The organism is Mailhella sp. (genome assembly GCF_057866825.1).
Map to the genome: position 1 here is coordinate 1 of NZ_DBMAHT010000015.1, position 21,856 is coordinate 21,856.

Annotated in this window: 20 protein-coding genes and 1 pseudogene; 7 read left to right on the forward strand and 14 right to left on the reverse strand. The window is 60.0% G+C overall.

Features of this window, described 5'->3' with window-relative positions; genetic code table 11:
- From ACZM96_RS03080 to ACZM96_RS03100, 5 genes are all read left to right on the forward strand, one after another.
- Positions 1-252, forward strand: a 252-nt coding sequence (locus tag ACZM96_RS03080) for an SPASM domain-containing protein (RefSeq protein ID WP_489487258.1), incomplete at its 5' end; no start/stop codon positions are given.
- Between the two features lie 69 nt (positions 253-321).
- Positions 322-807 (forward strand): GNAT family N-acetyltransferase, encoded by a 486-nt coding sequence (locus ACZM96_RS03085; RefSeq protein ID WP_489487259.1) that lies wholly within the window; start codon positions 322-324, stop codon positions 805-807.
- Positions 808-1,259: 452 nt separating this feature from the next.
- Positions 1,260-2,705, forward strand: a complete 1,446-nt coding sequence (locus tag ACZM96_RS03090; RefSeq protein ID WP_489487261.1) for a carbon starvation CstA family protein — start codon at positions 1,260-1,262, stop codon at positions 2,703-2,705.
- Between the two features lie 199 nt (positions 2,706-2,904).
- On the forward strand, positions 2,905-3,918 hold the full coding sequence (locus ACZM96_RS03095) for a hypothetical protein (RefSeq protein ID WP_489487263.1): 1,014 nt from the start codon (positions 2,905-2,907) through the stop codon (positions 3,916-3,918).
- A gap of 68 nt (positions 3,919-3,986) precedes the next feature.
- A complete protein-coding gene (locus ACZM96_RS03100) occupies positions 3,987-5,609 on the forward strand; it encodes a phosphoethanolamine transferase (RefSeq protein ID WP_489487265.1) in 1,623 nt (540 codons plus the stop codon).
- 472 nt (positions 5,610-6,081) lie between these two features.
- On the opposite strand, the pseudogene ACZM96_RS03105 reads toward ACZM96_RS03100, so the two are convergent.
- The 9 genes and pseudogenes from ACZM96_RS03105 to rpmH form a co-directional block, all read right to left on the reverse strand.
- Positions 6,082-6,771: pseudogene (locus tag ACZM96_RS03105) on the reverse strand (MBL fold metallo-hydrolase); the annotation flags it as partial.
- Between the two features lie 15 nt (positions 6,772-6,786).
- Entirely contained in the window at positions 6,787-7,050 is a 264-nt protein-coding gene (locus ACZM96_RS03110; RefSeq protein WP_489487267.1) for a hypothetical protein, read from the reverse strand.
- Positions 7,051-7,385: 335 nt separating this feature from the next.
- Positions 7,386-8,186 carry a CDP-diacylglycerol--serine O-phosphatidyltransferase gene (gene pssA / locus ACZM96_RS03115; RefSeq protein WP_489487269.1) on the reverse strand — a complete coding sequence of 267 codons (801 nt, stop codon included), beginning with the start codon at positions 8,184-8,186 and terminating at the stop codon, positions 7,386-7,388.
- A gap of 11 nt (positions 8,187-8,197) precedes the next feature.
- On the reverse strand, positions 8,198-8,857 hold the full coding sequence (locus ACZM96_RS03120) for a phosphatidylserine decarboxylase family protein (RefSeq protein ID WP_489487271.1): 660 nt from the start codon (positions 8,855-8,857) through the stop codon (positions 8,198-8,200).
- Positions 8,858-9,022: 165 nt separating this feature from the next.
- Positions 9,023-10,081: a Jag family protein gene (locus tag ACZM96_RS03125; RefSeq protein ID WP_489487272.1), complete on the reverse strand. Its 1,059-nt coding sequence runs from the start codon at positions 10,079-10,081 to the stop codon at positions 9,023-9,025.
- A 12-nt stretch (positions 10,082-10,093) separates the two neighbouring features.
- Positions 10,094-11,692 (reverse strand): membrane protein insertase YidC, encoded by a 1,599-nt coding sequence (yidC, locus tag ACZM96_RS03130; RefSeq protein WP_489487274.1) that lies wholly within the window; start codon positions 11,690-11,692, stop codon positions 10,094-10,096.
- Positions 11,685-11,960 carry a membrane protein insertion efficiency factor YidD gene (gene yidD / locus ACZM96_RS03135; RefSeq protein WP_489487275.1) on the reverse strand — a complete coding sequence of 92 codons (276 nt, stop codon included), beginning with the start codon at positions 11,958-11,960 and terminating at the stop codon, positions 11,685-11,687. The genes yidC and yidD overlap by 8 nt, the downstream gene beginning before the upstream one ends.
- Positions 11,957-12,352, reverse strand: coding sequence for a ribonuclease P protein component (rnpA, locus tag ACZM96_RS03140; protein ID WP_489487276.1), 396 nt, complete (start codon positions 12,350-12,352; stop codon positions 11,957-11,959). The genes yidD and rnpA overlap by 4 nt, the downstream gene beginning before the upstream one ends.
- A 133-nt stretch (positions 12,353-12,485) precedes the next feature.
- Positions 12,486-12,620 (reverse strand): 50S ribosomal protein L34, encoded by a 135-nt coding sequence (rpmH, locus tag ACZM96_RS03145; RefSeq protein ID WP_294445518.1) that lies wholly within the window; start codon positions 12,618-12,620, stop codon positions 12,486-12,488.
- A 294-nt stretch (positions 12,621-12,914) separates the two neighbouring features.
- Between rpmH and ACZM96_RS03150 the strand changes: the two genes are divergently transcribed.
- Entirely contained in the window at positions 12,915-13,781 is an 867-nt protein-coding gene (locus tag ACZM96_RS03150; protein ID WP_489487278.1) for a pyridoxamine kinase, read from the forward strand.
- 116 nt (positions 13,782-13,897) lie between these two features.
- Here the strand turns inward: ACZM96_RS03150 and ahcY are convergent, their stop codons facing one another.
- From ahcY to selB, 5 genes are all read right to left on the reverse strand, one after another.
- A complete protein-coding gene (gene ahcY / locus ACZM96_RS03155; RefSeq protein ID WP_489487279.1) occupies positions 13,898-15,322 on the reverse strand; it encodes an adenosylhomocysteinase in 1,425 nt (474 codons plus the stop codon).
- Positions 15,323-15,350: 28 nt separating this feature from the next.
- Positions 15,351-16,289, reverse strand: a complete 939-nt coding sequence (locus tag ACZM96_RS03160) for an ArsR/SmtB family transcription factor (RefSeq protein WP_489487281.1) — start codon at positions 16,287-16,289, stop codon at positions 15,351-15,353.
- 261 nt (positions 16,290-16,550) lie between these two features.
- Positions 16,551-17,615 (reverse strand): YIP1 family protein, encoded by a 1,065-nt coding sequence (locus ACZM96_RS03165; protein ID WP_489487282.1) that lies wholly within the window; start codon positions 17,613-17,615, stop codon positions 16,551-16,553.
- 74 nt (positions 17,616-17,689) lie between these two features.
- Positions 17,690-18,211 (reverse strand): 3'-5' exonuclease, encoded by a 522-nt coding sequence (locus tag ACZM96_RS03170; protein ID WP_489487284.1) that lies wholly within the window; start codon positions 18,209-18,211, stop codon positions 17,690-17,692.
- Position 18,212: 1 nt separating this feature from the next.
- Positions 18,213-20,129 (reverse strand): selenocysteine-specific translation elongation factor, encoded by a 1,917-nt coding sequence (selB, locus tag ACZM96_RS03175; protein WP_489487286.1) that lies wholly within the window; start codon positions 20,127-20,129, stop codon positions 18,213-18,215.
- Between the two features lie 190 nt (positions 20,130-20,319).
- Between selB and ffh the strand changes: the two genes are divergently transcribed.
- The gene (gene ffh, locus ACZM96_RS03180) at positions 20,320-21,831 is read left to right on the forward strand and encodes a signal recognition particle protein (protein WP_489487288.1); all 1,512 of its coding nucleotides are present in this window, start codon (positions 20,320-20,322) and stop codon (positions 21,829-21,831) included.
- Positions 21,832-21,856: the final 25 nt, after the last annotated feature.

Here is a 21,856-nt window from a genome sequence, read left to right on the forward strand (position 1 = left end):
TGCCGCGAACGTGCGCACAGAACCCTTTACGTGGACGCCGAGGGGTATGTTTCGCCGTGCGTGTACCTCAACGTGCCGCTTCGCGAGCCTCAGCCGAACCGCACGGTGTTCGGCAACGTGCTGGAAGAGAGTCCGCTTGCCATATGGGCAAAGCCCGGGTATGCGGATTTCCGCGCCGCGGTGCAGACGGCGGATCCGCCGTCCGCCTGCGTTTCGTGCGCCAAACGTTTTGAGGCTCCCTGCGCGCAGTAGCGGAGCCGCGCCGTGGGCCGCGTCCCTTTTTGGGGACAGACTGCGCCCGCAGGCGATGCCGGAGGATTCATGCTCATAAGAAATGCGACCCTGGCCGATCTTTCGGCCGTGGCCGAGGTGGAAAGACGCTGTTTTCCCCCAAAGGAGGCCGCCACGGAAGAGGAATTCCGGGAGCGTCTGGAGGCGTATGCCGACTGTTTCTGGCTGCTTTTTGAGGATGGGCGACTGGCGTCGTTCATCGACGGCATGGCCACGGACGAAGCCGATCTGCGCGATGAAATGTACGCGGACGCCTCGCTGCACAGGCCGGACGGCCGCTGGCAGATGATTTTCGGACTCAATACGCTGCCTGAGTACCGCAAAAGGGGCTATGCCGCCATGCTGGTGCGTCATTTGACGGAAGAGTCGCGGAAGCGGGGAAAGCTCGGCGTGGTGCTTACCTGCAAGGAGAGGCTCGTGCCCTATTACGCCTCGCTCGGCTTTGAGAACGAAGGACTTTCGTCGTCCACGCACGGCGACGTTTCCTGGTATCAGATGCGGCTGACCTTCCGCTGATGCTGAAATTTTTGCCGTCAGGATGCGGCGCTGCCTGCGTGCGGACGCGGTTTTTTTGAGGTCGAAAGAAAGGGGCTTTTGAAAGGGGCGGGGGCCTGCTTGTCCGGCGGCCGCAGGGGCGGGAGGATGCGGACTTGAAACGTCGCGTTCTTCTGTACCTGGCCGGGGGCGACGCCTGTTTTCTTCAAGGCTCAGCAACGACGCAGCGATGCAGTTTTCGGCATGCGAAGAGGCGTCGGAAGAGCGTCTTGCATTCAGATTGCGTCTTCAAATTAAATAAAGATATGTGATATGGCCTGATTAGAGCTTTTTTTCTCAAAAAGTTCAAGGGGCGGTCAATGTATCGCCTTGCATAAATTTGTCAAGTGGAATACTTGCCTTCTAGAATCATCGGCGGCCTCCCTGCATGAGGGATGCACGGAGAGGGCACCGATACTTGAGAGGTTGTTTGTATGGTTAGTTTCTTTCTGTGCCTGGCTCTTCTGATCATAGGCTACTTTACCTACGGCAAGATGGTAGAGAACACCTTTGGTCCGGACGACCGGGAAACTCCTGCCGTCGTCATCAACGACGGCGTTGACTATGTGGTGCTTCCCCAGTGGAAGCTGTTCCTCATTCAGCTGCTGAACATCGCCGGTCTCGGACCCATCTTCGGTGCGCTGCAGGGCGCGCTCTGGGGCCCCGTGGTGTTCCTGTGGATCACCTTCGGCACCATTTTCGCCGGCGGCGTCCACGACTTCTTCTCCGGCATGACCAGTGAGCGCAACAACGGCGCTTCGGTCTCCGAAATCACCGGCATCTACCTCGGCCCCACCATGAAGACCGTCATGCGCATCTTCTCCGTGGTGCTGCTCGTCATGGTCGGCACCGTGTTCGCCGTGGGCCCCGCCGGCCTCATCGTCAAGCTGTGCAGCGAAGCCGGCGCTTCCGGCATTCTGCTGAACGCTTCCTTCTGGCTGACCGTGGTGCTGGTGTACTACTTCATCGCCACCTTCATTTCCATCGACAAGATCATCGGCAAGATCTATCCCGTCTTCGGCATCTGCCTCATCATCATGGCCGTGGGCGTGGGCGCCGGCATCGTGATCAATCCCGCCTATCAGATTCCCGAACTCTGGGATCACTTCACCAACATGCATCCCAAGGGCACGCCCATCTGGGCCTTCATGTTCATCACCGTGGCCTGCGGCGCCATTTCCGGCTTCCACGCCACGCAGTCGCCCCTCATGGCCCGCTGCATGAAGAGTGAACATCAGGGGCACTTCGTGTTCTACGGCGCCATGGTGTGCGAAGGCATCATCGCCCTCATCTGGGCCGCCGCCGGCTGCACCATCTATGAAATCACCAACGGCCAGACCACCGGCCTGCTCGCCAGCCTTGCCGCCGGTCAGTCCGCCGCCATCTACGACGTGTGCAGCAAGACCATGGGCGGCATAGGCATCGGCCTTGCCATGATCGGCGTCATCGCCTGCCCCATCACTTCCGGCGACACCGCGTTCCGTTCCGCCCGTCTGGTGCTGGCCGACTGGTTCAAGGTCTCCCAGACCAGCTACAAGAACCGTCTCATCTTCTGCGTGCCGCTGCTCGGTGCGGGTGCGCTCATCAGCCAGCTCGACTACACCATCGTGTGGCGCTACTTCAGCTGGACCAACCAGACCCTGGCCATGATCGTGCTCTGGGCCGCCTCCATGTACCTCTTCCTGAACAAGAAGAACTACTGGATCACCGCCGTGCCCGCCACCTTCATGAGCGCCGTGTCGAGCACCTACTTCTGCATGGCCCCCGAATGCCTCGGCCTTGTGGTGAAGCTGCCCACCGCCGTGGCCTATGTGATCGGCGTGGTCGTGGCCGCACTGTTCCTCAGCCTGTTCCTGCGCGCCACCCGCAGGCACGCGTAACGCTCGGCCGCTTTTCAAAGGCGGCGTGAAAACGTCTGAAAGAGGCTGCTGCCTTCTTTTGAACATGCAGTGACGGAACGCCGAGGCGCTCCAGAACCCTCTGTTTCAGAGTGCGAGGGGGCCGTCCGCAGAGACGGCCCCCTTTTTCTTTGTTCTGCGCCTGGCGCATGAACCAAACTTCATCTCTCCGGGAGTTGTGATGCTGTATTTCAAACCGGCCAGACTCGGCAGCGCAGGGCTGAACGACAGGGATCTCAAGGAGGACAGAAAGTCCTGCCTTGTCTTCGGGCCCTGCGGCGTCGGGCAGAAGGCGCTGTACCTGAACAGTATTTTCATGGAGCGCCGCTTCTATATTCCCGCGTCCAACATTCAGCGCGCCTACAAGCGCGTGGCCATGAGCAAGGGCGGCTTCACCGGCAAGGGCATCTTCGGCTCCATTCCCTACCTTGTAGTGGAGTACGACAACGGGGAGCATGTGCAGTGTACGTTCAAGCACGAAAGCCATGTGGATATGATGCTTGCGGAAATTCAGCATCGCTTTCCGCACATCAAGACCATGTCCGAGGCTGCGGCCCGAAAGCTCGCCGAGGCCAGGGCCGCGGAAGAGGCCAGATATGTGAAGCATCTTTCTCCCACGGCGGAGAAAAGCCTCAATGCGCTGCGTCATGCCCGGGAATTTCTTGAAAAGCGCCCCGATCTGACCACGCGGCTTGCCGCGGCGAGCAAGGCCAGGCGCGTGGATCAGCTCACCAATCCCGCGCACAAGTGGGTGGCGCTCGCCATTTTCTGTCTGGCGCTCGTAGCCTCCATCTACGGAGCCTACACGTGGCTGACCGGTTCGGGCGATTACGGCATGTACGTGACGCTCATTGGTCTTGCCGCTCTGTTCTTTTTTGCCAGCGCCCACGTGCTGCCCACGGTGCGCAACAACAGCCGGGCCATTGCGGCAGCGCTGGACAAAGCCAGGGCAGATCTGGAGACCTACCTGCGCGACTATCCTGATTTTCCCCTGCCTGCCCGCTATGCGCATCCCGCCACGCTGACGCGCATGATTCGCTCCATACGCGAAGGCCGTTCCGAAACCATTCCCGAAGCCTATGAGGATATGAAGGCCGTGCTTCGTTCGCTGAATTCCGGCGTGAAGGTCAGCCAGACGGAATACGACGAGGTGGTTGCCATCAAGCCCATGTTTCTGCTGGAAAATTATCGGTAGTTATTTTCATTAAAATATATAAGGCGTGATATTAATTTGATATAACCAAAAATTATCAGGAGCAAACTGTGCATTATCGACATATGCCTGCTTTTTATAATGTCATGTTGTTTTATAAATATATATTAAGTATTTTTATGTTTATCATTTCGATTTGGATAGTGCCGACAGTCATATGGTTCGTATATTTTCCTGTATGGCTTCCATGGAAAACTCTTTTGAGCTATTCCATAAGCATGGTGATTATATTAATTCCTGTTTTAATGATAAATATATTAGATAGAATAAGTATTATTGTAAGCTATATCATATATGCATTTTTGGCATCTGTATATTCAGTTCATATAGTTTTATATTCTATGCCGATATCATCTCTTAGCATTGCAGCGATATATCAGACTAATGCTATAGAAACTGTTGAATTTATCAAATCCTATGTGACGTGGAAAACATTGGTTGCCGTTGCATTGTGTTGGATTGTGCCGGTTCCTTTTATTTTTGCTTTAATAAGAACTCCGCGTCCTGTGCAGGGGAAGAAAGCGTGGCTTTGTTTCTGTCTGTTTTTTTCTGTTGCGCTGGTATTCGTAGCTGTCAGAACGCCTCAGAAAGCATGGAAGTATAATCCTGTTTATCAAACCTATGTTGCAAATGAGCAATACCTGGAGAAAAAGAGGGCTGTGGCCTCGTTTACATCGGAGAATATACAAAAGGTACTGAAGGAGTACCCTGTTGTCGCTCGAAGAAAGGGACCGGTGACACTGGTGGTGGTTATAGGGGAATCTGCCGTACGCAGTCATCATGGATATTATGGATATCCGCGTCGCACTACCCCGTTTATGGACGCCAGACAAGGCCAGCTCCTCATATTTACCGATATGATTAGTGCTGCGCCGAATACCGTGGCATCGCATACGGAGAGTCTTCTGCTGCCTTTGGAGAGTACGGACAAAAAGCTGCCGGTAATGAAAATGCTCAATGCCGCAGGAATGCGTACCTGGTGGATAACGTCTCAGTATGCTTATGATGAGACATGTTCTTCCCTGCCGTTTCTGGCGGATGAGATTGTCAGTCTCAACGGCAGTGCTGATAAGATTCAGTTCTTTGATGAAGCTGTTCTGCCGGAACTTTCTTCCGTTCTTCAGAAGTCGGAGGGGCAGTCGAGAGCCATATTCCTGAATATTATGGGCAGCCATGTAAAATATGGAAGCCGTTATCCTCAGGAATTTGCCTATTTTAAAGATTCATCGGGCATGACGTCTCTCTGGTCGGCGCTTCCCGAAGCCCAGGAGATCATCAATGAGTATGATAACTCCATTCGCTATACGGATTTTATTCTTGAGCAGATAATAAGACAGCTGGAAACCGTGCCGAACTCCGTATTGATTTACCTCAGCGACCATGGACAGGATGTTTTTGACGTAGAAAGGCGTTACGGTCATAGCTTGAACAGAAACTGCGGAGTTGAAATTCCGTTTTTCCTGTGGATGTCTCCTTCTTTTGAGCAATGGAGAGGAGAGGAAATACAATACTGGAAAGAGTGTGCCTCTCGTCCAACCATGTCGAACTGTTTGGGCTTTTTTATTGCAGATGTCCTGGATATTCAGGTGGAGAGCTCTCGGCGAAGCCTGAGTCCTCTTTGTCGGGATTGGAAGCCTGTACGGCGGGTAGCTGCTGGTTACGCTTATGATTAGCGAGCTTCTGGCGTGATGATCCTTGCCCCAAGGGAAGAAAACTGTTTTTAGAGTATCGCTGCGGGGGAGCGCTCCCTTGGGATGTCCTGCCTCTCAAGACGTTGGACGTCTTCGCAAAGAGCCGGGGATGAACGACGGCCTCGTTTGTCGCAGGGGCGTTTCTGACCGCATGAGGAGCCGTCGGGAGCGCCTGGGAGTTTGGTGGAAGGGGGCGGCGAATCGACTGACGTTTGAAGATTACTGCGATGGCAAAACCGGGAGTCTTCGCGGTCGAGGCATCGTCGAGTGCGTCAGTTTATGATTTTTACGCTGATGTCCGGCGCAGAACATGTTGTTCATGCGGAAAAAGGGCTCCGTTCTGCTTTGCAGGACGGGGCCCTTTTCTTGCAGGCTGAGCTGTTTTCGGCGATTGCGCCCCGGGCGCGGCGTCTCTGACGGCGGGGGTCGGGAAAGGGAAACGCGGCTTCGGCGCTCAGGCTCCGGCCTTGGCCAGTTCCTGCTTCAGCCGGGCGACGGCTCCCTCGTTGAGCTTCTTCAGGCGATTCAGGTAGGCGGCGCGATTGATGAGCGGATGAGGATCGGAAGGCTTCAGGCTGCGCAGCGCGGGAATGAGATCCGCAAGCCCGGAAGAGAAGGGATGGGCCGTGAGGTCCACTTCAATGCCCAGAGAATCCTCACTGAGGCGCTCCATGCTTTTGATGTAGGCGCGAACCTGATCGGGGCCTTCAATGGCGTTCAGTCCCTGTCCGCCCACGGTGACGGCCTTGCAGCTCTTGCCGCCCCAGAGTACGTCGTACACGTACGAAGCCGTGCCCCAGGTGTGTCCCGGCGTTTCAAGCACGGTGAACACGCTGTCGCCGCAGCGCAGCTGATCGCCGTCTTTGGCCACGACGTCCTTCTCTTCGAGCATCTTCCATTCCTTGGGCGTTCCCTTGCTTTCGTTTGCGTAGCGGAAGGCCTCGTTCCAGCCGCGTTCCGTCATGACGAAGCGGGCGTTTTTCAGCAGCGGCTTCAGACGGTAGTAGCCGCCCACGTGATCGAAATGTCCGTGCGTCATGAGCACCAGTTTGACGTCTTCTTGCGCAATGCCCACGGTGCGGAGATTCTCGATGAGAAAATCCACAAAGGGTTCGTGCGTGGTGTCGATGAGCACCCAGCCGTCGCTGGTTTTGACGGCCTAGGAGGACACCCAGGCAATGCCCACCTGCCAGACGTTGTCGAAAGCCTGATAGGGCGCGATTTTCTGGGCGGCGGGGTCATGAATCCATGCGTCCAGCTCTTTGGGAGCCTTCTTTTCGGCTCCGAGCTTCTGGAAAAGACGGTTGACCTCGGCGGTGCTGAGAGTTGCGGCCTGCGCCGGGGAGACGAGGGAGGGAAAAAGGGAGGCTCCGGCCGCGCAGCAGCCCAGGGCCAGAAAACGGCAACGGGAAATATTGTTCATGATACCTTCTGTGGCATGAGGTTGGTTGCAGATGTCAGCATAGCGGAAAAGACGCACTCTCAACAAGATGATGCAACACTTTGCCAGAATTGTAAGACAACGTAATACATAAGCGCTGCTTCTGCGCAAGGCGCGCAGGCGGAATCCGGTCGGCGTGAGACCTGGCCGGGCGGGGAGGCGACGGAAGCGGGGCAGCATGACGGCGGACGTCTGTGCGCTTTCGGCGCATGCGCGGGCAGGGAGAGATTCGCCCGGCAGGCAGGCGCTTTGCCGGCAAAAGAAAAGGCCGTCGCTCTGGAAGCGACGGCCTTTTCGGCATTGAAACATGCAAAGGGCTATTCTGCGGCCTTTTCGGAAGCCGTTTCGGCCTTGGCTGCGGCCTTGGCGGCGTCGGCGGCTTCGGGATCAAGCTGACGGCCTCTGCGGCGCAGAATGTAGGTGTAGGCCGGGCCGGAAATGACGTAGCCTATGAGAATGAGGAAGCAGAACAGGCGCGGCAGCGAGAACACCATGCTGAGCACGATGAGCGTGGCGACCATGGTCTGGAAGGGATGGGCCTTGATGAAGCCGAATTCCTTGAAGGAAAAGTAGCGCACGCGGCTCACCATGAGCAGCGGCACAATGACGGAGAGGATCAGCGTCAGCCCGGGCAGGATGGGCATGAGGAAGTCGGGATAGTAGGGCATGAACAGCACGAACGTGGCCATGACGCAGGCGCAGGCGGGGCTGGGCAGTCCCACGAAGAAGCGCTTGGACGTGGTGGACACGCCCACGTTGAAGCGGGCCAGGCGCAGGGCGGCGCAGCCGCAGAACAGGAAGGCCACGGCGAGGCCGAGACGGCCGAAGTTGTGCAGCTGCCAGGCATAGGCAAGCAGGCCGGGCGCCACGCCGAAGGTCACGTCGTCGGCGAGGGAGTCGTATTCGATGCCGAACTGGCTGGCCGTGCCGGTGAGTCGAGCCACCTTGCCGTCGAGTCCGTCCATGGCGGCGCCCACGAGAATGGCCCAGGCCGCGAGGTCGAACTGATCCTTGAATGCGAGAATGATGCTGAAGAAGCCGGCAAAGAGGCTGGCCGTGGTGAACAGATTGGGCAGAATATAGACGCCGCGGGGAACGGGCTTGTTGGGATCGCGCATGAGAGCCTCTCTTACGCTTCTTCTTCGGAAGCGGACTTCTTGGCCAGAACAGTCTGACCGGCAAAGACGTTTTCGCCGATGGAAACTGCAGAAGTATAGTCGGCGGGCAGATAGACGTCAACGCGGGAACCGAAACGTATCATGCCGAAACGCTGTCCTCTTTTGAAGAAATCGCCCTGTTCGGCGTGGGGTACGATGCGGCGGGCGATGAGTCCGGCGATCTGCACGAAGGTCCAGGAGTCGCCGTTGTCGTCGCGCATCTGCCAGAGGCACTGCTCGTTGTCGGTGGAAGCCTTGTCCAGCGCGGCGTTGAAGAACTTGCCGGGCAGATAGCGTATGGCGGTGACGGTTCCGCCGACGGGAACGCGGTTCACGTGTACGCTGAAGATGTTCATGAAGATGGAGATGCACAGTCTGCTTTCGCCGCTCATGGGATCCACGCGGGATTCCATGCGGACGACGCGACCGTCGGCAGGACTCACGGCGATGTTTTCATCCTGCGGCACCACACGTTCGGGATCGCGGAAGAAATGGACGGAAAACCACAGCAGGATAAAGGCCACAATCGTGACGGGCCACCAGTCCAGAATGGCGGAGCAGAGGGAAAGGACCGTCAGCAGGCCGATGATGGGCGCCCCTTCGGGGGCAAGGCCGATGCTTGGCTTGTTCATCAGAAACTCCTTTGTAAGAGTGCTTTCCCGTGCGGAGAACGATGCGGCGTGCTGTCGGGAAAAGGCGCGCGGCGTTGGAGCGTGGCCGCCCCGGAGCGCGTGAACCGGAGCGGGAGGGGGGTACGAAAGCGCCCGGCAAACTCGTTGTCTGCCGGGCGCATTATGTTAGTCCTTGCGGCGCAGGATGACAACGTGCTTGAGCGCCCCTTCGCCGGAACTGCGCGTCTGCACGTCGGGGTCGTCCTGAAGGGCCAGATGGATGACTCTTCGCTGATAGGCGCTGAGCGGACGGGTGGTCTGCACCTTGCCGGTGGCCTTCACCTTTTCGGCGAGGGCGAGGGCGAGTTCCTGCAGACGGGAATCCTGACGGACGTGGTAGTCGCCGGCATCGACCTGCAGACGCACCTGCGAGCCGATGGCGCGCGTAATCATGCGGGAGGCGAGGTACTGCACGGCGGCGAGGTTCTGTCCGTCGCGGCCGATGAGCAGACCCGTGTCTTCGCTCTTCACGGAAATCTGAACGCGGTCTTCGCCGATTTCCACCGAGAGGTCCACGTTTTCCGGATCCAGGTCCAGAATGGGGGCCACCAGGCGGCTGACGATGTTCTTGGTGACTTCCGTGAGACGTTCCTGATCCAGTTCGGCCAGGGGAACGCGGGGCAGGGAGCTTTCCAGACTGTCGTTCTCTTCGCCCTTCTGCGCGGATTCCTTGCGGGCGCTGCGGCTCTGGCGGGAACGGCGGGAGCGGGGCGCGTCCTCGGCGTCTTCGCTCTTGTCCTGCTCGTCGGCTTCGGTGTCGGCGGCGGGGCCGGCCGGAGCCAGGGCGGGCACGCCCGCCGTGCGTATGGCGGGCAGCACGCGTTCGGATTTTTCTTCCGAATTTTCCCGTTCCGCGTCCTGGCGTTTTTCCTTGCGTTCTCTTTGTTCTTCTTTCTGAGCGTCCGAAGCGTCGGCCTTTTCGCGGCGGCGTTCGTTGCGTCCGCGGCGGCGGCCTTCCTGGCGTTCGGATTTTTCCTGGGCGGACGATCCCTGCATGAAGTCGGGGAGCGTTGCCAGGCGGGCGCGTATTTTTGCCTTGCGGGCGCCTACGATGCCGAAGATGCCCGTTTTTGCGTCTTCAATGATTTCTATTTCCAGTTTTTCTCTGGGCACATCGTAGTAGGAGCATGCCTCCGCGATGGCCGCATCCAGTGTTTTACCAAGAAATTCTTTGGATTCGCTCATATCTTTCCCCTGCTACTTGGTTTTGTGCAGGGTCCAGGACTGCTGGATGATGGACAGAATGTTGTTGCAGAGCCAGTACAGCACCAGACCGGAGGGGAAGTTGATGAACATGACCGTGAACACCACAGGCATGATGAGCATGATCTTGCGCTGCTGCGGATCGCCCATGGCGGGGCTGAGCCACTGCTGCAGGAACATGGTGGCGCCCATGACGAGCGGCGTGATGTAGAGCGGATCCTTCACGGACAGGTCGGCGAGCCAGAAGATGTCGGTGCCGGGCAGGTAGGTGATGAAGGAGGCGTGACGCAGTTCGATGCAGTTGAGCAGGGCCTGATAGAGGGCGATGAACACGGGCAGCTGAATGAGAATGGGAAGGCAGCCGCCCATGGGGTTGACGCCGTAGGTCTTGTAGAGCTGCATCATTTCGCGGCTGAGGGCTTCCTTGTCGTTCTTGTACTTTTCCTGCAGCTGCTTCATCATGGGCTGGAGTCTCTTCATCTGCTCCATGGACTTGAAGCTCTTGCGGGAGAGAGGCCAGAACACGATCTTGATGAGAATGGTCAGCAGAATGATGGCGAAGCCCCAGTTGCCGAGGAATTCTTCAAAGATGGTGAGCAGCTTGAGCAGCGGCACGGCGAGGAAGGTGAAGATGCCCATGTCGATGGAGGACTTCAGCTTGTTGGGGGCGGCGTCGAGCAGATCGCGGCTCTTGGGGCCGATCCACCAGGAGGTCTTGAGCTCGGAAGGCTGACCGGCAACAAGGTTCACGTCCTGCAGTTCCACGGCGGCGCGCCAGACGCCTCCGTCGGTGATGCGGCCCTTGAACACGGTGTTCTGTCCCATTTCGGGCAGCACGGCGGAAAGGAAATAGTTGGTCATCACGCCGGCCCAGTAGATTTCGCCGGAGCTCATCACGCCTTCCTTGGTGAGGTCGTCCACGTCGGTGTCGCGCTTGAGGGAGCCCTTGAGATTCCAGGCCATGCTCATGGTGTCGTAGGTGCTCTTGCCGCTGAAGTCCGTGGCGCCCAGGTTGTAGGAAACGCGGGTGGCGGGAGCGTTTTCGGAAGCGGTGAGGGTCACCTTTTCATCCATGAGATAGGTGTCGGCATGGAAGGTGATGGCGCGGCTGATGCGCACGCCGTTCAGCTCGCCCACGAAGGTGAGGGTGGCGTCGCCGCTTTCAAGATTGACGTCGGAACCGTCGAAGCTCCACTGACCCATGTTCCAGGAGGGCTGACCGTTGACGAGCAGACCCATGGGAGCCACCGTGGCGGCGGCGGGGGAAACCATGTTGAACAGCGGGGAGTCGGGATTGATGCTGGCCTTGTAGGTCTTCAGCCGGAACGACTGGAGCACGCCGCCGCCGGAATGGAAGACGGCCTCGTACAGGGGGGTGTTCACGCGGACTTCGCGGCCTTCGGAAGGCACGAACTTGGCCACGGGCACCACGGGAGCGGCGGGCGCGGGAGCCGGAGCCTGGGCAGCGGCCTGTTCTTCGGCCGTGGGCTGAGCGGGTTCAGGAATCCAGCCCATGTAGGAGGAAAAGGCCTGCCAGCCGAAAAGCAGGACAATGCAGATGACGACGGAGATGATGAGGCGACGGTTATCCATGACGTTCCTGAGAGTCTGCGTCGGGCGCAGAGGGATGATCGTTTGAGAGGGGGGGCACAGGATCGAAGCCGCCCGGGTTGCCGGGATGGCAGCGCAGGATGCGCCTTACGGCCAGCCAGAGGCCCTTGACGGGGCCGTGAATTTCAATGGCCTGGATGGCGTAGGTGGAACAGGAGGGATAGAAGCGGCAGCAGGGAGGATACAGCGGCGAGATGCATCGCTTGTAGAACCGGATGGGCAGAATGAGAAGCCGCTGGGCGAGAGTCATGCCGGATCTCCCGAGGGCATGGGAACGTCGGCGCTTGCGGCCGACGCTGAAGAAAGTTCGGCGAGCAGAGGCAGAAGTTCGGCTTCCGCGAGGCCGAGACCGAACTTGTCGGCACGCAGATGCTTTTTGGGCGTGACGACAATGTCCATGGGGGGCATTTCATCCTGATGCAGGCGGAAGAAGGCGCGAAGAACGCGCTTGATGCGGTTCCTCGCCACGGCGTTGCCGCATTTTTTTGTGACAGCAAGCCCGAGACGCCCGGCTCCGGACATGCCGGAGCTACGGGCGAACACAACGAAGTATTTTGTGAACAGACGCTCTCCCCCGTTGTAGCAGGCGGTGTATTCCGCCCTGCGGGTGATGCGTCGTTCTCTGGGCCAGGTCAGTGACATGGAAGGAATCCATGCTGCGCTTGAGCAGAGTTAAACGCAAAATGTGGGCGTGGCGAAACGCCGCGCCCGAAACATTTGCATGGTCTGCCCGGAACTTTTCTGAGGGAAGAGGTCCGGGAAGCGCATCGCTTGCTTAGGCGGACAGAGTCTTGCGGCCCTTGGCACGACGGCGGCTGATGACGGCACGACCGTTGGGGGTGCTCATGCGGGCGCGGAAGCCGTGAGTACGCTTTCTGCTGATCTTGCTGGGCTGATACGTTCTTTTCATGACGCGCGGTCTCCTTACTGAGATTGGAACTTGCAGGTATAACGCGCCTTTCTTTCCCCGTCAAGTCGGACGGTTCAGGGCGCGACGAAAGCCTCCCCCCGAAAGGGGCGCGGCAAGCTCTATGTGTAAGCCGAGAGCCGTTTCCGGGCAAGCATTAAAACGCGCGTTTCGGGGAAAAGTCGCGCTTTCCCGGCGGGTCTTCGGCCGGAGGCGGGGAAATGTTGATGACAAAACGGGTAGTTGCGCTTAGACTCCCCTCACAAGTTCTGCCGCCCCGGCGGTAAAGGAGCAGTCATGCAGGGAGTACCCGTTCTCCGCGTTGCGGCCATACACGATCTTTCCGGCTTCGGCCGGGCGTCTCTCACCGTGGCCATTCCCATTCTGGCCACCATGGGCATTCAGGTCTGCCCGCTGCCGACGGCCGTGCTCTCTTCGCAGACTTCGGGCGTGGACGACTTCACCTTCCTTGATCTGACCGACCAGATGGGCCCCATGATGGATCACTGGGCGCGCCTCGGCCTCAAGTTCGACGCGGTGTATTCCGGCTTTCTCGGCAGTCCGGATCAGTCGGGGCTGGCGGAGCGCTGCATCCGGGAATTCCGCGCGCCGGGTGGTCTTGCCGTGGTGGATCCCGTGCTCGGCGACAACGGCACGCTCGACCCCACGCAGACGCCGGAAATGGTGGAGGCCATGCGCAATCTCGTGCGCCGGGCCGACGTCATCACGCCCAATCTCACGGAAGCGGCCTTTCTTCTGGGCGAAGACTTCCGGCCCGACATCAGCCGCGACGGCCTGCGCGATCAGCTCTGCGCGCTGGCGGAGATGGGGCCTTCGGGCGTGGTCATCACGAGCGCGCCCGCGTCCTGCGCGGCGAACACGTCCACCGTGGCCTTTGACGGGCGTCGGTTCTGGCAGGTGGAGGTGCCGCATCTCAACGCCTTCTATCCCGGCACCGGCGACGCCTTTGCCAGCGTGCTCACGGGCAGCCTTCTGCTCGGCGATTCCCTTCCCGTGGCCGTGGATCGGGCCGTGCACTTCGTGTACCTCGGCATTCAGGCCACCTACGGCTACGACACGCCGCACCGCGACGGCGTGCTGCTTGAACGCACGCTCCCTTCCCTGCGCATGCCCTTCACCGGGGGAAGTTACACGGAATTTTGAACATCCGCGCATGTTTCATCGCCAGCAACGATAAAAAAACGGGCCTCCTCGTCGGAAGCCCGTTTTTTTTTTGACTGCCTCTGCGCTCCGCCCGGAAGGCGGAAGCGCGGCGAGGCTTAGTAGCGGTACATGTCGTTCTTGAAGGGGCCGTCCACGGGAACGCCGATGTAGTCGGCCTGCTTCTGGGTGAGCTTGGAAAGCTTCACGCCGAGGCGGTCGAGGTGGAGTCTCGCCACTTCTTCGTCGAGCTTCTTGGGCAGGGTATAGACGCGCACTTCGTGCTTGTTGGCGGCAAGATCCATCTGGGCGAGCACCTGATTGGTGAAGGAGTTGGACATCACGAAGCTCGCGTGGCCGGTGGCGCAGCCGAGGTTCACGAGGCGGCCTTCGGCCAGCACGATGATGGAACGGCCGGAAGGCAGGAACCACTTGTCCACCTGCGGCTTGATTTCCATCTTGCGGCATTCGGGATTGGATTCGAGCCAGGACATCTGAATTTCGCTGTCAAAGTGACCGATGTTGCACACGATGGCTTCATCCTTCATGCCCATCATGTGTTCGCCGGTGATGACGTCGCAGTTGCCGGTGCAGGTGACGTAGATGTCGCCGTAGGGCAGGGCGTCTTCCATGGTGACCACCTGATAGCCTTCCATGGCGGCCTGAAGGGCGCAGATGGGGTCGATTTCCGTGACGAGCACGCGGGCGCCGAAGCCGCGCATGGAGGCGGCGCAGCCCTTGCCCACTTCGCCGAAGCCGCAGACCACCACGACCTTGCCGGCCACCATGACGTCGGTGGCGCGCTTGATGCCGTCGGCCAGGGATTCGCGGCAGCCGTAGAGGTTGTCGAACTTGGACTTGGTGACGGAGTCGTTCACGTTGATGGCGGGGAAGAGCAGCTTGCCTTCCTTTTCCATCTGATAGAGACGATGCACGCCGGTGGTGGTTTCTTCGGACACGCCGCGGACGGCGGCGGCCACGCGGTGCCAGCGGTAGGGATCATAGGTGAGGGAGAGGGCGATGCGCTCCATGATGATGCCTTCTTCCTTGCAGGAAGGCTCGCGGTTCAGCACGGAGGGATCGTTTTCCGCTTCCACGCCCTTGTGGATGAGCAGAGTGGCGTCGCCGCCGTCGTCCACGATGAGGTCGGGGCCGGAGCCGTCGGGCCAGGTGAGGGCCATTTCGGTGCACCACCAGTAGTCTTCCAGAGATTCGCCCTTCCAGGCGAACACCTTGGCCATGCCCTGTTCGGCGATGGCCGCGGCGGCGTGATCCTGGGTGGAGAAGATGTTGCAGGAAGCCCAGCGGATGTCCGCGCCGAGCTCATAGAGCGTGCGGATGAGCATGGCCGTCTGAATGGTCATGTGCAGCGAGCCGCTGATTTTCAGGCCCTTGAGGGGCTTTTTGTCGCCGTATCGGCGGATGAGCTCCATGAGGCCGGGCATTTCGCGCTCGGAGAGCTGGATTTCCTTCTTGCCGAAGTCGGCAAGGTTGATGTCGGCGATTTTGTAGTCCAGAGACAGATCGAGATTCTTGGCGGACATGATTGCTCCGTGGAAGGGTTAGAAAAGATTACAGCGCGGCGGAGGACGCCGCAGGCTTGCGGGCCAGAATGAGATGAAGCGCCAGATTTTTTTTCACCGGCTGACGGCGGTAGTCCACAATGGAGAGCCCCGTTCTGGTCAGCGCGGAAGAGAGTTCGTCGAGAGAGAAGCCGAGCCAGCGGTCGCCGTACATGGTGCGCATGGACTCCTGCGTGTGCTGATCGAAATCGGTGACCAGCACGAGCCCGCCGGGATGCAGCACCCGGGCGATTTCTCCCAGCGAGGTGGACGGACGGGAAAGATGATGCAGCACAAGATTGATACAGATGAAATCCGCTTCTCCGTCGCGCAGCGGCAGATAGTCGAGCTCGCCGATGCGCAGGGAAATGCCGTTCATGTTGTCGCCGAAGCGGCGGCGGGCCAGCTCCAGCATGCGCGGGGAATCGTCCACGCCGATGAGTTCCCGGCAGCTTCCGCGCAGATGCTCCAGCACCTCGCCCGTGCCGCAGCCGAGGTCGGCGGCCACGCCGCAGTTCTCCGGCACGGCGCGCAGAATCACGTCCGGCAGGGAAAAGTCGCCGAGAATCTCGCGGTTCATTTCGTCCCAGTCGTCGGCGATTTCGTTGAAGAACTGTCTTGTTTTCAGGGTGCGTTCCTCAATGATGTGCGAAGCCATGTCGAGATCGGCGCGGCAGGCCTCGTCGTCCTGCGCAAAGGCAACAACGCTGCTCAGAAAATCGTGCCCCGGTCCCTCCGGCTCGGCGGAGTAAAAGACCCACAGGCCGTCGCGACGCGACTGGAGCAGGCCCGCTTCCGTGAGAATCTTGAGGTGTCGCGAAATGCGCGACTGCCCCATGTTGAGAAGCGACACCAGCTCGTTCACGGACAGCTCGTAGTGGAAAAGAACCAGCGCCAGACGCAGGCGGGTTTCATCCGAAAGGGCTTTGAGATACCGGAGAGCTTTCATAACCTTCTGAAATATAACAAATATCAAGTTTTATCAATGTAATATATCCGTTTATCTTCATATAGTCAAGAAGGGGCGCATCCGGCGCTTTTGCCGAGGTGATCGGGGATGTGGGGAAGTTCACCGGGGAAGGCGGAGGGGGCGGTTTCGGCAAAGACTGGCGCGCGCTCTGCGGAAATTCGGCCGCAAAAAAGGGGTTCCACCGAAAACGGCGGAACCCCTGATGCCCGACGTCGTCGGGAAAGGTTCAGAAATCGAGGATCAGGCCGCGCCCGCCATGAAGGCGGGAATCTGCGAGACCAGGGCGAATTCCAGAATGTACAGGGGCAGCAGTGCAAGCAGCGTGCGCATCCAGGAAAGATTCAGGGCGAACTTGCAGCCGATGAAGGCCGCGGCCACGAACCAGATGGACGCAATGAGGCTGCCCACCATGGGCACGATGCACAGCACGAGCGGCGCGGCGCTGTAGCACACCACGCGCAGGGTGGTGGAGAAGTCCGCCTTGTCCGGCTGCACCATGCGTATCATCAGATGATAGAGGCCGGCCAGAATCACCGCCTGAAAAATGGAGAAGAACGGCGTCACGAGCAGCATGAGCGGCAGGTTCATGCTTTTCATGAGCGTTTCGGCCATGGCCAGGGTCTGCGGATCCGTGGCCGTGGCGGTGAGTTCCCGCAGGGCCTTCATGGACCACAGGCGCGATGCGAGCATCTGGAAAAGGCTCAGCAGCACGTAGAAGAGGATGGGCCGGATCACCGAAAAGTTGCAGCGCACGTGCCGGAAGAAGTCCGGCGCGTGAAAGAGAACGCCGAGCAGCGTGCGGGAAAAGCTGCCCCAGAAGCCGTAGTATTCCGGGCTTTCCCAGGGCGCGCCGTCGGGGCGGCCGTCGTTACGGGAGGCGGATTCCTCCTGTCCTTCGTCGTACTGGCGCACGTGTTCGCGCATGCTCTGCCAGCGCTCCCACAGTCCGGCTTTCCTGTGCGGCTCGGGGGTCTTTTCCTCGGGCTTTTCCTCTTCCTTCTTTTCAGGCGCGGGCTCCTCGCGGTTGAACTGAGGAATCTGCGCTCCGGGAGGAAGCGGGTCGTCGCCTTCCTGCTCCGTGGAAAGGTGGGGCACCGCGGGCTTCTGTTCTGCGGCGGCGGCTTCGGAAGGCTGCGGCGCGGCCGCCTTTTGCGGCTCGTCCGGAGCGGGCGTTTCCTCTTCAGGCAGAGAAAAATGGAACACGGTGGAACAGCGCGGGCAGGTCACCTTGTATTTCTTTCCGGGCCGGATGGAGGCCGTGGGCACGTCGCGCCTGAAGCGGCAGGAAGGACATTCGATAATCATGACAACCTCACAACAGATTTGCTGGCGTCAGTATATCCCGACAGGCCTCCGCGGACAAGACGCGAAGCCGGTATTTATCCTTTCAGCATCATCTCCTCGTCCGTCATGCCGAGCGAGCGCAGATGCAGATAGATGTTCGCCGCGGCCATGGCGTCGGAAGCCGCGTTGTGATGATCCAGTTCCAGGCCGAGATAGGCGCACACGTCGTTCAGACGATGATGCGGAAGATGCAGGCCCCGCCGCGAGCCCTTCACCGTGCAGGCGAAGGGAATGTTCGGCGCATCCAGGCCGAATGACCGGCAGCAGCCGAAAAGCACGCGTCTGTCGAAGGTGGCGTTGTGCGCCACCAGCAGACGCGCGTCCCGCAGGAAGGCGGAGATTTCCGGCCACAGTTCGGGAAAGGTGCGCTGATTCTTGAGCATGTCCCAGGTGAGCCCGTGAATTTCGGTGAAGTACACCGTGGAGCGCGGCGGGCGGATGAGGCTGTACCAGTTGTCCGTCACCCGGCCGCCCTCGATGCGCGACATGCCCAGAGCACAGGCGCTGTCGGCGTACTTGTCGGACGTTTCAAAGTCCAGAGCCACCACACAGGCCATGCTAGGCGCTCCTGCCGCGCAGCACGCGCTTGTCGCCCACGCGCATGGTGAGCTGCTCCTTGTCGAAGTGTTCGAGCAGCGCTATGCCGTTCTTGCGCGAAATGCCCGAAATGTCACGAAAATCGCCGGGCGTGATTTCGCCGTGTTCCAGCAGGAACTGTTTCACCTTTTCCCGCAGATCGTCCATCACGGAGGAAAGGTAGTAGAGATCTTCCTTAATCTTCACCAGCGCGCCTTCCGAGACCAGAATCTTGAATATGGGCTGCGCCTGGCGCGCGGTGATGCCGAGTTCGGCGAAGAGTTCCGTGTGGTTGGGCGGCATGAGCGGCGAGTCGAGATGCGCCTTGAGCAGGGTTTCCTTGAGCGCCTGCTGATCGTCGGCCAGCGAAACCTTGTGTTCCGGCAGTCTGAGCAGCTCGCCTTCAGCCGCGAGGCGTCCGGAACGGATGAGCCGCTCAAGCGCAAAGTGCGCGAGCTTGGGCGGAACTCCCGCGCCCATGCCTGCGAGAATGACGCCCTTGGCCATGCCGTGCTCCAGCGGATTCTTCTCGTGGAAGGCCCGCGTGGCGGCGAGCGCGCGATCCAGAAGCCTGTCCAGCCACAGCGAGGAAATCCAGCACTTCGCGTCCTTGTCCCAGCACAGGGCGCTGCCCTTGCCGGACATGGCCTGCAGATGCTTTTCCAGCGACTTTCTGCTGAGGTCGGTCAGAATGGAAAGATCCGCAAGCGTTGCGCCGAAGCGTCCGGCAAGCTCCAGCTGCACGCCGATGCGCGTCTGCTCGTCGGCGTCGGGCAGCGAGAGAAGCCTCTCCTGCATGGCGGCGTCGATGTGACTGCGGCGCGGCGCGGTATCCAGAGGATAGAGGATGGAGCCGCCGGCCACGGTGCGCAGCGGAGAAAAGGCGCGCACGATGCAGCGGTCGCCGAATATGCCGGCCACGGGTTCGGAAAAATGCACTTCGACCAGCGCGGTGTCGCCCGGTTCCAGGCGGTCGCGATCGTAGAAGTAGAGGCGGGCGGCAAGCTCGCGGGCGCTGTGATGGAAATGAATTTCGCCGCGATGGCGCAGTCCGCGGGGCGAGGACTTGAGACAGGTCAGCTCCACGATCCAGCGTTTGGAGTTCTTCATGGTGCCGACGTGTGTCACCACGTCGCCGCGGTTGACCTCCTCCACGGAGAGGCCGTGCAGATTCAGGGAAATGCGGTGCCCGGCCTCGGCCGTTTCCTGCCCCTGCCCGTGGCTCTGAATGCTGCGGATGTGCGAACGGCGGCCGCTGGGCAGAAGTTCCACTTCGTCGCCGCAGGCGGCGGAGCCGGAAACCAGCGTGCCGGTGACCACGGTGCCGTGCCCCTTGAGCGAGAACACGCGGTCCACGGGCAGACGGAACAGGTCGGAGCGGCGGCGGGGCTGACGGCGGCTTTCCTCCACGATGGCGGCGCGCAGCGCGTCGAGGCCTTCGCCGGTCACGGAAGAGACGGGGAAGATGGGCGCGCCTTCGAGGAAGGTGCCCTTGAGAAAGTCGCGGATGTCCTCCATGGCGAGTTCCCGCATTTCCTCGTCCACCATGTCTATCTTGGTGAGGGCCACGATGCCGTGACGCACGCCGAGCAGCGTGCATATTTCCAGATGCTCGCGGGTCTGCGGCATGACGCCCTCGTCGGCGGAAATGACCAGCAGCACGAAGTCGATGCCGGAGGCTCCGGCCACCATGGTGCGCACGAAGCGTTCGTGACCGGGCATGTCCACAATGCCCATGCGTTCTCCGCCGGGAAGATCGGCGTAGGCAAAACCCAGTTCAATGGTGATGCCGCGGCGCTTTTCCTCGCCGAGACGGTCGCAGTCTATTCCCGTAAGCGCCCTGATGAGCGACGTCTTTCCGTGGTCGATATGACCGGCGGTTCCCATGATGACAGACATGACATCTCCTGAATTTCTGTTTCCCGAGGGGGAGACAAGAATACCCGCCGCGGCCGGGGAGGGCAAGAGGCAAGACGCCCGGCAGGAGCGCGCAAAGCGTATCTTCCGCGCGCGGAACATGTTTGACTTGACTTGCAGGAAAAAGTTGCGTAACGGTTCTTAGTTCCAAGTCATAAGAACAGGAAAAACGATGTTTGAAAGCCTGACAGACCGACTCTCCGGCGTGTTCCGCAATCTCAGCGGCCGCGCTCAGCTCACGGAATCCAATATCCAGGACGCTCTGCGTGAAGTCCGACTCGCGCTTCTTGAAGCCGACGTCAACTTCAAGATCGTCAAGGAATTCGTGGATCGCGTGCGCGAGGCCGCGCTCGGCGTGCAGGTCATGAAGGGCGTGACGCCCGCGCAGCAGGTCATCCAGGTCGTTCACGACGAACTGGTCAAGCTGCTCGGCGGCGACGACACCGAACTCAAGCTGCAGGGCGCGCAGCCCGCGGTCATTCTCATGGTGGGCCTTCAGGGCTCCGGTAAAACCACCTCTTCGGGCAAGCTGGCCCTTCTTCTGCGCAAGCAGAAGATGCGCCCCTACCTCGTGCCCGCCGACGTGTACCGTCCCGCCGCCATCGATCAGCTCCGCACGCTGGCCAAGCAGCTCGACATTCCCTGCTTCGAGTCCACGCCGGACATGAATCCCGTGGACATCGCCCGTGCGGCCGTGGAGGACGCGAAGGCGAAGCAGTGCACCGTGGTCATTCTCGACACCGCGGGCCGTCTCCACGTGGACGAGCCGCTCATGCAGGAACTTGTGTCCATCAAGGGCGCGGTGCATCCTCAGGAAATCCTGTTCGTGGCGGACGCCATGACCGGTCAGGACGCCGTGACCGTCGCCGAATCGTTCAATGAACATCTCGGCATCACGGGCGTGGTCCTCACCAAGATGGACGGCGACGCCCGCGGCGGCGCGGCGCTCTCCATCAAGTCGGTCACGGGCGCGCCGGTAAAATTTGTCGGTATGGGCGAAAAGCTTTCCGAAATGGAAGTGTTCCATCCCGACCGTGTTGCGGGCCGCATCCTCGGCATGGGCGACGTGCTCACCCTGCTGGAAAAGGCGCAGAGCGAAATGAAGGCCGAAGAGGCCGAAGCCCTCGCCAAGAAGATGCAGAAGGCCAAGTTCGACCTTGAAGACTTCCGCACTCAGATGCGTCACATGCGCAAGCTGGGCTCCCTTGAATCCATCATGAAGCTGATCCCCGGCCTCGGCGGTCTCGCGAGCAAGCTCGGCGACATGAGCGGACACGAAAAGGAACTCAACAGGACGGAAGCCATCCTGAACTCCATGACGAATCAGGAGCGCCGCAACCCCGACATCATCAACGGCAGCCGCAGGGCCCGCATCGCCAAGGGTTCGGGCACACAGGTGCAGGACGTGAACACGCTTCTGCGCCAGTTCGAACAGATGAAGAAAATGATGCAGTCCATGATGCAGCCCAACCGTCACGCGCCCCGAATTTCCCAGGGCATGATGAACAGGCTGGGAGGCATGGGCGGCATGCCGGGCTTGGGTGGTCTGCCCGGCATGGGCGGTCTGCCGGGAATGGGCGGAATGCCGGGACTGCCCGGCGGAGTGCCCGGAATCCCTGGCAGCGGAAAGTCCGCTACCAAGAAGAAACGCGACAAGCAGAAACGTAAAAACAAAAAAAGGTAGCCCCGCTGCCTATCCCTATCAGGAG

Coding starts and splice junctions, on each gene's coding strand:
- ACZM96_RS03085 (WP_489487259.1), top strand. CDS start 322: ATGCTCATAAGAAATGCGACCCTGGCCGATCTTTCGGCCGTGGCCGAG.
- ACZM96_RS03090 (WP_489487261.1), top strand. CDS start 1,260: ATGGTTAGTTTCTTTCTGTGCCTGGCTCTTCTGATCATAGGCTACTTT.
- ACZM96_RS03095 (WP_489487263.1), top strand. CDS start 2,905: ATGCTGTATTTCAAACCGGCCAGACTCGGCAGCGCAGGGCTGAACGAC.
- ACZM96_RS03110 (WP_489487267.1), bottom strand. CDS start 7,050: ATGAACAATATTTCCCGTTGCCGTTTTCTGGCCCTGGGCTGCTGCGCG.
- pssA (WP_489487269.1), bottom strand. CDS start 8,186: ATGCGCGATCCCAACAAGCCCGTTCCCCGCGGCGTCTATATTCTGCCC.
- ACZM96_RS03120 (WP_489487271.1), bottom strand. CDS start 8,857: ATGAACAAGCCAAGCATCGGCCTTGCCCCCGAAGGGGCGCCCATCATC.
- ACZM96_RS03125 (WP_489487272.1), bottom strand. CDS start 10,081: ATGAGCGAATCCAAAGAATTTCTTGGTAAAACACTGGATGCGGCCATC.
- yidC (WP_489487274.1), bottom strand. CDS start 11,692: ATGGATAACCGTCGCCTCATCATCTCCGTCGTCATCTGCATTGTCCTG.
- yidD (WP_489487275.1), bottom strand. CDS start 11,960: ATGACTCTCGCCCAGCGGCTTCTCATTCTGCCCATCCGGTTCTACAAG.
- rnpA (WP_489487276.1), bottom strand. CDS start 12,352: ATGTCACTGACCTGGCCCAGAGAACGACGCATCACCCGCAGGGCGGAA.
- rpmH (WP_294445518.1), bottom strand. CDS start 12,620: ATGAAAAGAACGTATCAGCCCAGCAAGATCAGCAGAAAGCGTACTCAC.
- ACZM96_RS03150 (WP_489487278.1), top strand. CDS start 12,915: ATGCAGGGAGTACCCGTTCTCCGCGTTGCGGCCATACACGATCTTTCC.
- ahcY (WP_489487279.1), bottom strand. CDS start 15,322: ATGTCCGCCAAGAATCTCGATCTGTCTCTGGACTACAAAATCGCCGAC.
- ACZM96_RS03160 (WP_489487281.1), bottom strand. CDS start 16,289: ATGAAAGCTCTCCGGTATCTCAAAGCCCTTTCGGATGAAACCCGCCTG.
- ACZM96_RS03165 (WP_489487282.1), bottom strand. CDS start 17,615: ATGATTATCGAATGTCCTTCCTGCCGCTTCAGGCGCGACGTGCCCACG.
- ACZM96_RS03170 (WP_489487284.1), bottom strand. CDS start 18,211: ATGGCCTGTGTGGTGGCTCTGGACTTTGAAACGTCCGACAAGTACGCC.
- selB (WP_489487286.1), bottom strand. CDS start 20,129: ATGTCTGTCATCATGGGAACCGCCGGTCATATCGACCACGGAAAGACG.
- ffh (WP_489487288.1), top strand. CDS start 20,320: ATGTTTGAAAGCCTGACAGACCGACTCTCCGGCGTGTTCCGCAATCTC.